Genomic DNA, 13,487 nt, shown 5'->3' with positions numbered 1-13,487 from the left:
GGCTAATCCTGTCAATGTCGCGGCTATCATAATCGTTAAACCCTGTTGTCTTGACTTCAACGGAAATTGGGCGGCGGAATGGTCCATTTTGGAGCATGGAATTTATATTAAGAAAAAATGGAGTGTTCAATGATGTTAAAAAAGTTGCCTGTGATAGCTGCATCTGCAGCTTTGAGCTTTTGGGCGTGTGGCGAAGATAGTTCAATTGTAAATCCTGATTCGGGGGCTTATCTCCCTGCGGATGCTTCTTCTAGCAGTGACGCTTTTGGCATCGAATCTAGTTCCGGCATTTTAGACATTGATGTTGAAATTTGGAGCTCTAGCAATACGGCCCCAGTTATCGGGACTTCTAGTTCAAGCAATGCTTTGCCTGGCAATGTTGTTTCGAGTTCTAGCGTTGTGCCGAACGTCGGCGCCTCTAGCTCTAGCAATGTTATTCCTGTCGTGTCGTCGAGTTCTAACAATGCAGTCCCCGGCAGCTCGGAATTTGGCGACAACGAGAATGATAACGAAGACGCAAGGACTTTGGATGGTACGCAGATTCTCCTGAAACTTGCGAGGACTTCGGCTACTGTCGAAAACAACAATGGCTGCGTTGAAATTGCAGACAAAAACGCAACGATTACTTGCCCGGGTGCCTATTACGTCACCGGTGAATCGTCCGATTTCCAGGTGGTGGTGAATACTCCGGGTGCCGAAAACGAAGGCAACACGGGCATTTATCTTCACAATGCAACTATCAAGAGCTCCAATGCTCCGATTCTTGTGAAAAATGCTGACAAGACGGTTCTCCATTTGGTCAAGGGTACGACCAACGTGGTTGAAGACGGTAATGGTAATCACTTGTTCGTAAAGGTCAATGGTGCTCAGGATACGGCAAAGGCTGCTATTTATTCGAGAGATGATTTGAATATCAAGGGTGCCGGTACTTTGACCGTCAAGGGCAAGTTCAAAAACGGCATCCAGTGCAGTAACGATCTTAAAATCAAGAACGGCAACATTACTGTTGAAGCCGAAGAAAACGCCATCAAGGGCAAGGGTAGCCTCCAGATTTCTGGCGGTACGCTGAATCTCACGGCCAAGAAGGGCGATGCCCTTGAAAGTGACGAATGCGAAGAAGGTAACGATGGCAAGTGCAAGTCCTTTATCGACGGCAAGGGCATTGTCGATATCCGCGGTGGCAACATCACCATTAAAGCGGGCGATGACGGCATTCAGGCTGCACATTATGTCATGGTGAGCGATTCTACGGAACCGTCAACGGTTAAGGTGACTTCTACAGGCAAGGGCTTGGTGGCTGAAAAGTTCATCTATGTGAACGGCGGTAACATCAATGTGACTGCCGATGACGATGCAGTGCATACAAAATACAAAGTCTTCATGAATGCTGGTGATGTGACCATTTCTACGAAGGACGATGGTATCCATGCGGACTCCGCCTTGCATTTGAGCGGTTCTACGATTAATGTGGTCACTGCTTATGAAGGTCTTGAAGCGTATAAGATTTTCGCAGAAGGTGGCGTCACGGCTACATTTGCCACAAATGATGGCTGGAACGCTGCGGGTGGCGCCAAGGAAAATGCCGGTGGTTATTCCATGTTCAGCGAATCTAGTGGTCATGCTGTGATTAGTGGCGGTCACCACTACATCGCATCGAAGGGCAACATGATTGATGTGCTTGACGCCAATGGTTCTGCAAAGATGACGGGTGGTGTGTTGATTCTTGAAATTACCGGTCAAAGCTATGAAAATGGCGGTATGGGCGGCGGTTTCCCTGGCGGGGGCGGCTGGAACATGGGTGGCGGCTTCCCGGGTATGGGTGGTCAACAGGGTGGTGGCAATGGATGCCCCTCCAATATGGCGGGCGGCCTCATCGATACGGACACGGGCTTTGAAATTACGGGCGGCGTACTCCTTGCATTCGGTGACTACTCGACCGACACCCCGAATTGCGCTTCTGTCAGTTTCACGAGCGATAACTACTATGGCACGGAAAATGCTGCGTTCAAGCCGGAATACCATGGTAGCACAATTTTCTACGGTGGTGATGTGAAGTCCGTAAGTCAGGTGAATACCGCTGGGATGAAGGAATTCAAGTTCCCCAATGGCAAGATTTACATGTACAAGTAAGTCAAGTTTTTGAATAAATAGGTACAAAAATGGCTGCGAGAAATCGCAGCCTTTTTACTATGAAATTTTGCGGTTTTATAGCAGCCTTTTTAATCCCTCGATGTCGCGGAGCACGATTGCGCCGCGCTTGATTTCAACAAGCCCTTTGGCGGCGAATTCCTTGAGCATGCGGGCGACCACTTCTCGGGCGGAATTCACGTCTCGCGCTATTTCTTCTTGTGTCTTTTTGACTTCGGGCTTGTCGCTACTTTCGTATGAATTAATCAAGTAATTGGCAAGGCGCTGGTCAAAACGCTTGAATAGCATCTGCTGAATGGCCCAAATCGTCTGTGAATAGCGTTCCGTTTCACGTTCAAAAACGAATGAACGCACATGAATGTTCGAATCCATCAACTTGGCGCAAACGGAGGAGGGGATGACGAGTACGGTTGTGTCATCTTCAGCGGTGACGATTGTTTCGAATGTCAACTGGTGGATCACGCATGAGGCTGTCGAAATACAAAATTCGTTCGCGTGCGCACGGTACAGTGTGACTTCGCGACCTTCATCCGAGATAAGGCTCACGCGGATGCCTCCGCTCAAAATGAGGATAATCCCGAGGCAAGCGGAACTGTTGCTGCTGACAATCTGGTCTTTATTAAAGTGCTTGATCATCGCGCGTTGCGAAACTAACGCTTTTTCTTCAAGCGATAGATTTCCCCAAAACGGAATTTTCTTGACAATTTGACTAATCGGTTCGACCATAGCGAGCTCCCTCTAGAGGGAATATATAAAATCATTTTGTTTGTCATTCCCGGCTTGACCGGGAATCTCCTTTTTTAAAGGAGTAGGAAGTGTGCTGTGTTTGATGTGTTAATGCATAAAATGCCCGCGCACTCGGACTCTGCTTACTTCGGCTTGCTCAGTACAGGCCATACAGACGGTGGCGGGCTTGGTTGGATTGAACAGGAGAATAGAAATTATATCATCTTCACGATTTGGTCTTTTGGGCGGACGCCAACTGCGGAATTTGTGACTTTGCCGTCTTTCATGACCACGAGCAGCGGAATGCTAGACACGCGGAACATAGCGGCGAGATCACCCTCTTCATCGACGTTGACCTTGCAGACCTTGACTTTGTCCTTGTATTCCTCGGCAATTTCCGAGATGGTGGGCGAGAGCATGCGGCATGGGCCGCACCATTGAGCCCAGAAATCAATCAGAACGGGCTTGTCGGATTTGAGGACTTCTTGTTCAAAGTTTGCGCTAGTGATTTTTAATTCAGCCATTGTTTTACCTTTCCTTTTTTTTGTTTTATCTTAAACTCTTTTTGAGGGTGTTTCCCTTCTTTACACCTATATTTTAGATAATCACAAGGCTTTAGACTGTGACTAGGTCACATTAACGAAAAATCTTTTTTGTGTACGAAAAAAGCCGCGATGTTGTGCCGCGACTTTTTCAGAGTTGTTATCCCCGTCGCCTGTCTTCGTTTGACGGGAATCTCCATTACTTAATGGCGATTCGTTTGGTGAATTTTGTTACGCCTTGGCGAATTTGAACAACGTATAATCCTTTAGAAATTGAAGAAAGTTCAATGTCGCCTTTGACATCCTTTGCACTGAATACGGGGCGCCCTTGCATGTCGAATATGTCGACCCTCGCAGCGGTCTTCGAAGCCAAACCTGTTATGAACAGTGTGCGTCCGGCAAGGTGCATGGAAATGTTGTTCAACTTGGCGAGCGTCTTGATGGCGATGGGGTCGCCGCAATTTTCCGTTCCGCAATCTTTAGGCGGATTGAGAACAGATTCCGGGTACGGTGTTTTGACTTCGGAAGCGGGGTGAGCCTTGAGGCTTGCCATAACGCTATCGTATGCGGGCTTCGGTTTGTATTGCTTGTCGTAAAGGAGCCCTTCGGTCTTGCCCTGCTGTTCATCAAGCCAGCTGTGGGCATCGGTTAATCCCCAAATCACGAATTCGCCCATGTTTGGTTCTTCGAGGAACACGTCCATGAATTGGCGGTACAAGTGTCCCTGCTTGGCGTAGTCCGCTTCGGTGAGTTTGCCTGCCGAACCCTTCGGGAATCCGATGTCGAGTTCGGTGATGTTGAGTGTCACGTTGAGTTCAGCTAGTGCCTTGGCGAGGGCGCGCACGTTTTGCGGAGTTGTTTCGTGTGCAATTTCGATGTGGGTTTGCGTGCCCACACATGTAATAGGAATGTTGTTTGCTTTCCAGCGCTTGACCTGTTCCACTACAAAGCTTGCCTTGGAACCTTCGCGAAGGCCCCATTCGATGGAATAATCGTTGTAGCAGAGTTCTGCATCCGGATCGGCTTCGTGTGCCCAAACAAATGCAGAGTCCAAAAATTCAGCGCCGATGCCTTCGTACCACACGGAGTTTGTCGAACGCCAGTCGGCGTTGTAATCGTCATTGACGGCTTCGTTCACTACGTCCCATTCGGCAACTTTGCCTTTCCAGTGGCCGACGACTTTGGTGATATGGTTTTTGAGGACGGCGAGTAGCTTTTCTTTTTGTCCGCTGTAGTTGTTCACCCAGTTGGCGACTTGGCTGTGCCAGGCGAGAGCGTGTCCGCGAACGCGGAGCCCGTTGGCCTGTGCGTATTTGACCATCTTATCGCCCTTTTCGAAGTTGAATTCGTCTTCTTTGGGCTCGGTGGCGTCGAACTTCATTTCGTTTTCGGCGACGACCACGTTGAATTGTGTCTTGTGAATTTCTTCGAATTCCGGTTCAATTGCGTCGTTGAACCATTCGCTATTCAAGATGGTGCCGATAAAGCGGCCACGTTCCTTGGCGAGCTCACGAATGGTTTCGTCAGCGGCTTGGGCGTTCATGAAGCCTGCGCCAAAAAATGCTGCACTGAGTATAAATTTTGAAATACGATGTTTATTCATCGTTGAATCCTCTTTCTGACCCAGTACACCGACGAAAAAATAATCAAAAATGAATGCTAAAATTTTTCTTGCCCATTAAAATGGTTACCTTTTGTGTGTAAGGTTTTTATTGGAGGTACCTATGTCCCGTAAGCATAAATTATCACTTGCAATGGCGTCTGTTGTTGCTGTTTCGGCTATGTTTGCCGGTTGCAATGAAGAACAGCCCAAGGCTGAATCTAAAACGGCTCAGTCTGAAGTGCAAAATGCACCTGCGGTAAAATCTGCAAAGTCGGTGGTGGTTTATTATTCGCAGACGGGTGCCACGAAAAAGCTGGCGCAAATTTTCAAGAGCGCTCGCAATGCCGATGAATTTGAACTGAAACTTGCAAAGCCGTACCCGTCCACTTATGACAGCACGATTGCGGCGGTCCGTGCAGAACGTGAATCCAAACAGTGGCCCGCTCTCGTGAATGCAAAACTTGATGTGGCAAAGTACGATACGGTGTTCATTGGTTACCCGATTATGTTTGGAACGTTCACTCCGCCGATTTACTCGTTCTTGGACGCTAACGATTTGAGCGGCAAGGTCGTGGTGCCGTTCTGCACTTATGGTAGTGGCGGTCGCAAGGCTAGTGCCGCAGAACTCAAGACTCTTGAACCGAACGCCAACGTGACGCTCGCTTATGGAATTTCTAACAAGCGAATCAATGCCGAAAAGGGCATTGAAACGGCAACTCGTGAGGTCGAAGGTTTCTTTGCTGACCTTGCAACGGGCAAGACCGATGAAATGCTCATGGGTGGGTATTCTGGACAGCGCCCGCTTACGGCTGACGATTCTGCAGCATTTGCCGAAGCAACGAAGGATTACGCTTACCTCAACTTGAAACCGCTCAGCGTCTCTTCGCAGGTGGTCGCAGGCATGAACTATCTCTTCGTTTGTGAAATGAAGGCTTTTGGCGGCCCGGCTACGCAGACGAATGTGAAAATCTTCAAGCCGCTCCCGGGTCAGGGCGAAGCCCAGCTCATTGCCGTAGAAAAGTAAATTTGTCATGCCCGTCCCGGAACAAGTCCGGGATGACAGGCGGGCATCCCCCTTAAAAATCATGAATATGAATTATCTATCATCGGCTCTTGTCATTGCATTTGTTGCCTCTAGCGCATCTCTTGCCGCCCCCAAAGTAAAGAAAAACGAAATCAAGGACGCCCGCGATAAGCAGAAATATCGCACCGTCGTCATCGATGGTCGCAAGTGGATGGCGGACAACTTAAACTACAAGATGCCTGGTAGCACCTGCTATAGGGAAGATGAAGATAATTGCATGGTTTACGGTCGCCTCTACACGTGGGAAGCCGCGCAAAAAGCTTGCCCAGCGGGGTTCCATTTGCCGACGAACGAAGAATTCGAAAGCCTTTGGAAAGCCGCCGGCGGCGATTACAATGCCGGTTACTTGATTAAGGCAAATTACGGTTGGTCTGGCGAAACTAACGGCAATGATACGCTCAAGTTTAGCGCAATGCCCGCCGGCAATATGTTCGACGATGGCACGTACGGCAACGAAAGCAAGTTTGCGTTTTTCTGGAGCTCAAGCACCGAAGGGAGCGAAGCTTCGGTCTGGTACCTCTCTTCAAAATCCATGGGCTTCAGCTACATGATGAAACCCAAGATTTTTGGATTTTCCGTGAGATGTGTAGAATAAAATAAAACCGCGGCCTTCGAAGGTCGCGGAATTTTCTTTTACGGCGCGCATATCGATTTGCATTTTAGCATCTCGCCGCGCATCTTGTTTAGCTCGTAGCTGTCTTTATTTTACGTTTACGCGTTGCACTATCTTGTTGCTCCCTGTGCGTATCTGCACCACGTAAAGCCCTTCGGCAATATCCTTCAAGTCCACCATTCCATTTTCACACTTGGTGCTGAACACGGGACGACCTTGCAAATCGAGCAAGTCGACCTTCGCGGTGGTTTTCGAAGCCAATCCGGTTACGAACAATGTGCGTCCAGCAACGTATGCAGACATCGTCGTTCTGCTGGCGATTTTTGCGATGGCGTCGGTGGAGTCCTTTTTCGTAGAATCCTTGGCTGTCGAATCCTTCTTGATGGAGTCTTGTGCAACGGAATCCTGCTTGACAGAATCCTTGGGCGGTTCGTAAGTCTGGAGTCTCACCAAGATGCTGTCGAATGCGGGCTTCGGTTTTAAATTGTCGTCGTAGATAAGTCCTTTTTGTCTGTTCAAGCCGCCAAGCCAGCTCCATTTATCAGATACGCCCCAAATCAGGTACGTGTCTGCATTTGGTTCTTCGAGAATGATATCGAGGTATTGACGGAATGTTTGCCCCTGACGTTCAAGGTCGCTCTTGCTGACATTGATGCCGCTCTTGAATCCGATATCGAGTTCGGTGATTTTCAGCTTGACATTGAGTTTTGCAAGTTCCTTGGCGAGGGAACGGAGGCTATCCGGCGAACCGATAAAGTGCTTATCGGTGGTGGTGTCTTCCACGTGAGTCTGGGAACCCACGCAATGGATAGGAATGCCGTTTGCAACCCAGCGCTTCACCTGCTCCAGCAAGAAGCCGGCCTTTGCTTTCGGATTGACGCCCTGTTCGAGGTTGTAGTCGTTATAGCAGAGTTCTGCATCCGGGTCTACAGCGTGAGCCCATACGAATGCGGAGTCGATGAATTCCGGACCGATGCCCTGGTACCAAACGGAACCGGTGCGCCACTGGGGCTCGTTGTTGCTGATAGCTTCGTTCACTACGTCCCATTCGGCTACTTTGCCTTTCCAGTGCCCGACCACGTTCTGGATGTGATTCTTGAGCACCTTGAGCAGTTTCTGCTTGTCGTTCTTGTAGTTGTTCACCCAGCCCGGAACTTGGCTATGCCAGGCGAGGGCGTGGCCGCGGACGCGCATGCCGTTTTGCTGCGCGTACTTGACCATCTTATCGCCATTGTTGTAATTGAATCTTCCTTCTTGCGGTTCGGTGGCGTCGAATTTCATCTCGTTTTCGGCAACGACGATGTTGAATTGCTGCTTGTGGATTTGTTCGTAATTGCCGGGCAGGCCGCCGCCAAACCACTGCGAGTTCAGAATCGCTCCGATGTAGATGCCGTTTTTATCTGCAAGGGATCTTAATGTTTCGTCTGCGGCGAAGGCACTTGATATACCTGCGCCAAGAAGGGCTGCACCAAGTGCAATCCCTGAAAAAGTTTTCTTCAAACTCATTGCGTACTCCTTATTTGTTCTTATTAAAATATTTCCAAAAAGGAGAAACGGAACCTATGGTTCCGAAAATTAGCGTTGACTATTTGTCAGTAAAGATAAATTAACATGGTGCGGCGAGACCTCAGCGGTGCGACCTCTGCAGCGCGACTTTCTTTGTGCGTCAGACCGCCACCCGCGGTTGGTCCTAAAATGCTTGATAAATCTTGAAAATCGCGAGAATTTTGCCGATGATGGCCGGAATGCCTGGACACAAGAAGCAGAGGATGACTCTCGTCACGCGGTTCTTCCACCAGCGCTTGACCTGCCAGATGTCGTCTGTAAGCGTTTCCATTTCAGATACGCGCGGTGGTCGTACGTAAACCTGCGTCAGGGCTGTAAAGAATCCAACCCCGATAAGCGGTGTAAGCCCCGTAAACGGAGCCATGACCAGCGCCACAAGTACGGTCAACGGATGGCCGCCAGCGATGATAGCACCGAGCATGGCGCCACCGCCTGTGAGCATTGCCCACTGCAAACTCAGCTGCCCCGCCTTTTCGATGCCTGCGAAATAGCCGACGAGCACGATGCTTGCGATAATTGCGAGCGTGATGGTCCAGCCGATAATCTTCCAGATGGCCGTTCCCTTCGGGATGACAGAGATGGATTCTTCGCTTGGCAGTTCCTTGTCTTCTTCGATGATGCTTGCGATACCGCGCAGGTGACCTGCGCCAATGACGGCGACAATCTTGTTGCCTGGAGCGTTCTTGATCTTGCTTGCGAGGAACTGGTCGCGTTCGTCGATAAGCACCTGCTTCACTTCGGGGAACGTCTTTCCGAACTCCTGCATCATGGAGTTGAGGGCATCCTTTTCCTTGATCTTCTGGAGTTCTTCTTCGCTGATTTCGGTCTTGTCGAAAATGCTTGCGAAAAGTCCGCCCAAGAGGCTAAACTTGCGGTACCATGGCGTGCAAGCCCAGGTGCGCTTGAGCGTAATCTTGATATCGCGGTCAGCAAGGACGATAGGGATATTTTTCTCGTTGGCGAGGTCGACCGCTTCCTTGAGTTCGGAACCGGGCTTTACGCCTGTCTGTGCGCCCATGCGCTTTTGGTATGATCCAAGCACGAGGTTTGCGATGAGGGTCGCGAGCTGCTTTTTGCGTATGACGTCTTTCAAGTCTGTGTTCTTCCAGCGGTTTGGGTCCTGGATGGACTTGAGTCTGCCTTCGTCGAGCTCCACGCAAACGGTATTGGGGTTTTCCGTTTCGATGGTATCGTGGACGAGTTCCTTGGATACTTGCGAAATGTGGGCGGTACCGACAAGGATGATTTCCCTGTTATCCTTGGTGCGGATACGGTAAACGTCAGACTTTTCGCCCGTTACGGGTGCCTTGATTTCTTCAGACTGGGAATTAGATTCGTTCATACGGTAGACGTAATGTAGAAAAAGAACGTGGCAAATTGAGGAAAATGCCAAAAATGGGTACATTTTAAGGAAAAATGGAACATTTATTTGAATGTTTGTGATATTTATGTTTATATTTTGGTAGGATTTTTTTCGGAGGAGTACCCCATGAAAAAATTATTGGTTATTTTATCTGCTATTAGTTTGTTCCTTATGGGCTGTGCAGGCAGCGGTCCGAAGGACGAAGGCGAGGCTTTGGATAATGCCCTCGTATCTTTCACCTCTAGTGTCCAGAGCTCCCGTTGGCAGGATGCTCTTGCCTATGTGACCCCGGACGAAGCTCGCCAGATTGGCACCTCGGATGGCTACGAATTCTTGCCGGAATACCAGACTGCAGCAAGCCGTCTTCCGCTTTCTACGCTCCGCAAGGCTGGTCTTGGCGTCGATAGCGATGGTCGTCTCGTGGGCATCAAGGCTGTCATGGACGAAACCAACGAACGCTACAAAGTTTCCGAAGAACAGGCTAAGGTTGGCACGAACCTGAAGCAGATGGAAGATGACCGCATCAAGCGTCGCATCGAAGAAGGTCAGAAGATTCTTCAGGAAGAAGAAGCTACGGCTCACCAGGAACCGCAGGTTGAAGTTCTCACGAACCGCCTCACGGACGATGAAAAGCGCAAGTATGGCAGCACGGGTGAACTCCTTGCTCCGGAATCCACTCGTGAAGATGGTACTTCTGCTGAGTCCTATAACGGTGACTACAAGTAATTTTTCTTTTGGGTGATTCTTTTTTGTAGATTATATTCCCTCGACATCTTGTCGGGGGATTTTTTGTAGGAGCATGTGATGAATAGTCTTTTTGCTTTGATTCGGAATGTTGCTGGGCTGGGGCTTGCTGCTTTGGCTGTTTCTGCCTGCACCGATGGGTGGAGCGTTGGTCCCGATGACGGTGGCTCCTCTTTCAGCAGGCGATTCCACTATTATTATGAAGTGGACTGCCGTTATGATGCTTTTGATCAGCCATACGACTGCTCGGATACCTATTCCATGTCACCTTCCATGAGTGTTGACCTGCGGATTACACACGATGGCTATGCTACCCTTTGCGTCGATGATAATTGCTCCTACTATAACCCGCGCGATTACGATGTCGGTTACAATCATGGAACGCGCTATTACGATTTTGAGGGTGACTATACCCGCATGGTTGTCTATGCCGATGGCTCCGAAGTCGTCTTCATCAACTCTAACAAAAACGAAGCCTACTATTATTACTACGATAACCCGGACTATTACGATTATTACTATTGATTTATTGGCGCAATTTTCTATTTTTGTCCCCACTCATGAGTAATTCGGAAAATTTTGTTATCGCCCTTGATGGGGGCTCTGGCACAGGCAAGAGTACTACCGCAAAGATTATTGCAAAAAAATTGGGCATTACCTACCTCGACACTGGTGCGATGTACCGCGCTGTGACACTTGCCGCTCTCGATGCCGGTCTTTCCGCTGAAGAAGGCAAGGCTATGGACGAATTGCTCTCTAACCTCACACTCGGGTTTGACTCCGAAAACCGCATCCTCGTTAACGGTGTCTGCCGCGAATCTGAAATCCGTGGCATGCGCGTATCGAACAACGTGAGCATCTACTGCGCCCTCCCGTCGGTCCGCGCCGCAATGACTAAGCAGCAGCGCGAAATTGGCAAGAAACAGAGCTGCATTCTGGATGGTCGCGATATCGGAACGGTCGTTTTCCCCGATGCGAAGTACAAGTTTTTCATGGTGACGGACGTGAAGGTCCGCGCCGAACGCCGCTACAAGGAACTCCTTGAAAAAGGCGAAAAAGTTACCCTCGAAGAAGTCCTCAACAACTTGGTCGAACGCGACCGTCTGGACTCCTCCCGAGCGACCGCCCCGTTAAAGAAGGCGGACGATGCTATTGAAATTGACACTACACACATCTCAATCGAACAACAGGTTCAAAAGATTCTCGACTACGTAGGTGTAGTGGCGTAGCCTGAATCCTTTGTTACCACAACCCAATTAACTAATATGTCTCAAAATCTCAAATTCGGAACTCAAGAAGATCTCGAAGAAATTCTCGCCGCTCAGGGTGAATGCTCCCCGGACTTCCGCAAGGCTAACGCTGACGTCTATGCCGGCATGGGCTGCCTCGAACAGGGCAAGCTCGTCACGGGTAAGATCAGCCAGGTGAACGACCAGGAAGTTCTCGTCGACGTGAACTACAAGTCCGAAGGCGTTATTGATCGCGCCGAATTCAAGGATACTGATTCTCTCGAACTCGGTTCCGAAATCGAAGTGTTCGTCGAAAAGCTCGAAGACGAAGACGGTCGCCTCATCCTCTCCAAGCAGAAGGCTGACTTCGTTCGCGTGTGGGATCGCATCCACGCTGCATTCGAAAACAACGAAGTCGTACGCGGCACTCTCACGAAGCGCATCAAGGGCGGCGTTGTCGTCGACCTCTTTGGTATCGATGCCTTCCTCCCGGGCTCTCAGATCGACCTCCGTCAGATTCCGGACATCAACGCTCTTATCGGCCAGGAATTCGACCTCAAGGTTATCAAGGTCAACAAGGCTCGTCGCAACATCGTCGTTTCTCGCCGTGTTGTTCTCGAAGAAGAACGCAACAAGCAGCGTGGCGACGTTCTCGAAACTCTCGAGAAGAACCAGGTCCGCAAGGGTATCGTCAAGAACATCACCGACTTCGGTGCATTCATCGACCTTGGCGGCGTAGATGGCCTCCTCCACATCACCGACATGAGCTACAAGCGCATCAACCACCCGTCCGAAATGCTCCAGCTCGGTCAGGAAGTCGAAGTCATGGTTCTCGACTTCAACGACAAGAAGGAACGCATCTCTCTCGGCATGAAGCAGCTTAAGCCGCATCCGTGGAAGGATATCGCCGAACGTTATCCGGAAGGCGCTATCGTTAAGGGTAAGGTTGTTTCCATCACTGATTACGGTGCATTCGTCGAACTCGACAGCGGTGTTGAAGGTCTCATCCACGTTTCTGAAATGTCCTGGACCCAGCACGTCAAGCACCCGTCCAAAATCCTCACCGTCGGTCAGGAAGTCGAAGCTGTTGTTCTCAAGGTTGAAGAAGATGCAGAACGTATCTCTCTCGGCATGAAGCAGCTCGAATCTGATCCGTGGGATTCTATCGAAACCGAACTTCCGCCGGGCGCACGCGTCGTCGGTGAAATCCGCAACATCGCTTCCTTCGGCGCATTCGTCGAAATCAAGGAAGGTGTTGATGGCCTCATCCACGTCTCTGACATGTCCTGGACCAAGAAGATCACCCACCCGAACGAAATGGTCAAGAAGGGTGACAAGGTTGAATGCGTCGTTCTCGCCGTCGATAAGGAAAAGCGCCGCATTTCTCTCTCCATGAAGCACCTCACCGAAGATCCGTGGGATTCTATCGATTCCACCTACCCGGTTGACTCCGAAGTCAAGGGCAAGATCGTTCGCATGCTCGACCGCGGCGTCGTGGTTGAACTCGCTGACGGTATCGAAGGCTTCATCCCGGTCTCCAAGCTCACCGCTGAATACATCAAGGTTCCGGCCGATGCATTCAAGGTTGGCGACGAAGTTCCGGCTGTCGTGACCGAAATTGATCAGAACAACCGCAAGATCTACCTCTCCGTTGTTGACTACTTCAAGAACCGTGAATCCGCTGAACTCAAGGCTTGGATGGACTCCCACAAGCCGGGCGAAAACGGCACCACGATTGGCGACGCTGTTGCTCCGAAGAAGAAGGCTTCCAAGAAGAAGGCTGAAAAGTCCGAAGAAGAAGCTTAATTTAGTTTCAAACTAAAGCTTAAAGGAATCCCGCAGGCAACTGTGGGATTTCTTTTTTTTAAT

At 49.9% G+C, this 13,487-nt stretch carries 12 protein-coding genes; 7 read left to right on the top strand and 5 right to left on the bottom strand.

Annotated features, from left to right (window positions below):
* Positions 1-129: 129 nt before the first annotated feature.
* A complete protein-coding gene (locus tag BUC30_RS16470) occupies positions 130-2,130 on the top strand; it encodes a carbohydrate-binding domain-containing protein (RefSeq protein ID WP_073443131.1) in 2,001 nt (666 codons plus the stop codon).
* Between the two features lie 75 nt (positions 2,131-2,205).
* On the opposite strand, the gene BUC30_RS14865 is transcribed toward BUC30_RS16470, so the two are convergent.
* From BUC30_RS14865 to BUC30_RS14855, 3 genes are all read right to left on the bottom strand, one after another.
* Positions 2,206-2,874: a Crp/Fnr family transcriptional regulator gene (locus tag BUC30_RS14865; RefSeq protein WP_073443129.1), complete on the bottom strand. Its 669-nt coding sequence runs from the start codon at positions 2,872-2,874 to the stop codon at positions 2,206-2,208.
* Positions 2,875-3,089: 215 nt separating this feature from the next.
* Complete coding sequence (gene trxA / locus BUC30_RS14860) at positions 3,090-3,398, bottom strand: thioredoxin (RefSeq protein ID WP_073443127.1); 309 nt, start codon at positions 3,396-3,398, stop codon at positions 3,090-3,092.
* A gap of 217 nt (positions 3,399-3,615) precedes the next feature.
* Entirely contained in the window at positions 3,616-5,019 is a 1,404-nt protein-coding gene (locus BUC30_RS14855) for an endo-1,4-beta-xylanase (protein ID WP_073443125.1), read from the bottom strand.
* 121 nt (positions 5,020-5,140) lie between these two features.
* Here BUC30_RS14855 and BUC30_RS14850 point away from each other — a divergent pair, with 121 nt between their 5' ends.
* A complete protein-coding gene (locus BUC30_RS14850; protein ID WP_073443123.1) occupies positions 5,141-6,043 on the top strand; it encodes a flavodoxin in 903 nt (300 codons plus the stop codon).
* A gap of 67 nt (positions 6,044-6,110) precedes the next feature.
* The gene (locus BUC30_RS14845) at positions 6,111-6,698 is read left to right on the top strand and encodes a fibrobacter succinogenes major paralogous domain-containing protein (protein WP_170861553.1); all 588 of its coding nucleotides are present in this window, start codon (positions 6,111-6,113) and stop codon (positions 6,696-6,698) included.
* Positions 6,699-6,803: 105 nt separating this feature from the next.
* Here BUC30_RS14845 and BUC30_RS14840 read toward each other — a convergent pair whose 3' ends face one another.
* Together BUC30_RS14840 and BUC30_RS14835 are read right to left on the bottom strand one after the other, a co-directional pair.
* Positions 6,804-8,222, bottom strand: coding sequence for an endo-1,4-beta-xylanase (locus BUC30_RS14840; protein ID WP_073443119.1), 1,419 nt, complete (start codon positions 8,220-8,222; stop codon positions 6,804-6,806).
* 184 nt (positions 8,223-8,406) lie between these two features.
* Positions 8,407-9,624, bottom strand: coding sequence for a TraB/GumN family protein (locus tag BUC30_RS14835; protein ID WP_073443117.1), 1,218 nt, complete (start codon positions 9,622-9,624; stop codon positions 8,407-8,409).
* Between the two features lie 147 nt (positions 9,625-9,771).
* On the opposite strand from BUC30_RS14835, the gene BUC30_RS14830 reads away from it, so the two are divergent.
* The 4 genes from BUC30_RS14830 to rpsA all read left to right on the top strand — a co-directional run bounded on the left by BUC30_RS14830 (position 9,772) and on the right by rpsA (position 13,424).
* Positions 9,772-10,371, top strand: a complete 600-nt coding sequence (locus BUC30_RS14830; RefSeq protein WP_073443115.1) for a hypothetical protein — start codon at positions 9,772-9,774, stop codon at positions 10,369-10,371.
* 78 nt (positions 10,372-10,449) lie between these two features.
* Positions 10,450-10,914 carry a hypothetical protein gene (locus BUC30_RS14825; protein ID WP_073443113.1) on the top strand — a complete coding sequence of 155 codons (465 nt, stop codon included), beginning with the start codon at positions 10,450-10,452 and terminating at the stop codon, positions 10,912-10,914.
* Positions 10,915-10,949: 35 nt separating this feature from the next.
* A complete protein-coding gene (cmk, locus tag BUC30_RS14820) occupies positions 10,950-11,618 on the top strand; it encodes a (d)CMP kinase (protein WP_073443110.1) in 669 nt (222 codons plus the stop codon).
* A gap of 36 nt (positions 11,619-11,654) precedes the next feature.
* Positions 11,655-13,424, top strand: a complete 1,770-nt coding sequence (rpsA, locus tag BUC30_RS14815; RefSeq protein ID WP_073443106.1) for a 30S ribosomal protein S1 — start codon at positions 11,655-11,657, stop codon at positions 13,422-13,424.
* Positions 13,425-13,487 lie beyond the last annotated feature (63 nt).

The sequence above is a fragment of the Fibrobacter sp. UWB7 genome (genome assembly GCF_900142945.1).
Lineage (GTDB): Bacteria > Fibrobacterota > Fibrobacteria > Fibrobacterales > Fibrobacteraceae > Fibrobacter.
The sequence above is the reverse complement of the archived record's forward strand: the minus strand, read 5'-3'. Positions and strand labels throughout refer to the sequence as shown.

What these genes read in the sequence shown, in the direction of transcription:
- trxA (WP_073443127.1), bottom strand. Translation starts at nt 3,398, where the DNA reads ATGGCTGAATTAAAAATCACTAGCGCAAACTTTGAACAAGAAGTCCTC.
- BUC30_RS14865 (WP_073443129.1), bottom strand. Translation starts at nt 2,874, where the DNA reads ATGGTCGAACCGATTAGTCAAATTGTCAAGAAAATTCCGTTTTGGGGA.
- rpsA (WP_073443106.1), top strand. Translation starts at nt 11,655, where the DNA reads ATGTCTCAAAATCTCAAATTCGGAACTCAAGAAGATCTCGAAGAAATT.
- BUC30_RS14825 (WP_073443113.1), top strand. Translation starts at nt 10,450, where the DNA reads ATGAATAGTCTTTTTGCTTTGATTCGGAATGTTGCTGGGCTGGGGCTT.
- BUC30_RS16470 (WP_073443131.1), top strand. Translation starts at nt 130, where the DNA reads ATGATGTTAAAAAAGTTGCCTGTGATAGCTGCATCTGCAGCTTTGAGC.
- cmk (WP_073443110.1), top strand. Translation starts at nt 10,950, where the DNA reads ATGAGTAATTCGGAAAATTTTGTTATCGCCCTTGATGGGGGCTCTGGC.
- BUC30_RS14835 (WP_073443117.1), bottom strand. Translation starts at nt 9,624, where the DNA reads ATGAACGAATCTAATTCCCAGTCTGAAGAAATCAAGGCACCCGTAACG.
- BUC30_RS14845 (WP_170861553.1), top strand. Translation starts at nt 6,111, where the DNA reads ATGAATTATCTATCATCGGCTCTTGTCATTGCATTTGTTGCCTCTAGC.
- BUC30_RS14830 (WP_073443115.1), top strand. Translation starts at nt 9,772, where the DNA reads ATGAAAAAATTATTGGTTATTTTATCTGCTATTAGTTTGTTCCTTATG.
- BUC30_RS14855 (WP_073443125.1), bottom strand. Translation starts at nt 5,019, where the DNA reads ATGAATAAACATCGTATTTCAAAATTTATACTCAGTGCAGCATTTTTT.
- BUC30_RS14840 (WP_073443119.1), bottom strand. Translation starts at nt 8,222, where the DNA reads ATGAGTTTGAAGAAAACTTTTTCAGGGATTGCACTTGGTGCAGCCCTT.
- BUC30_RS14850 (WP_073443123.1), top strand. Translation starts at nt 5,141, where the DNA reads ATGTCCCGTAAGCATAAATTATCACTTGCAATGGCGTCTGTTGTTGCT.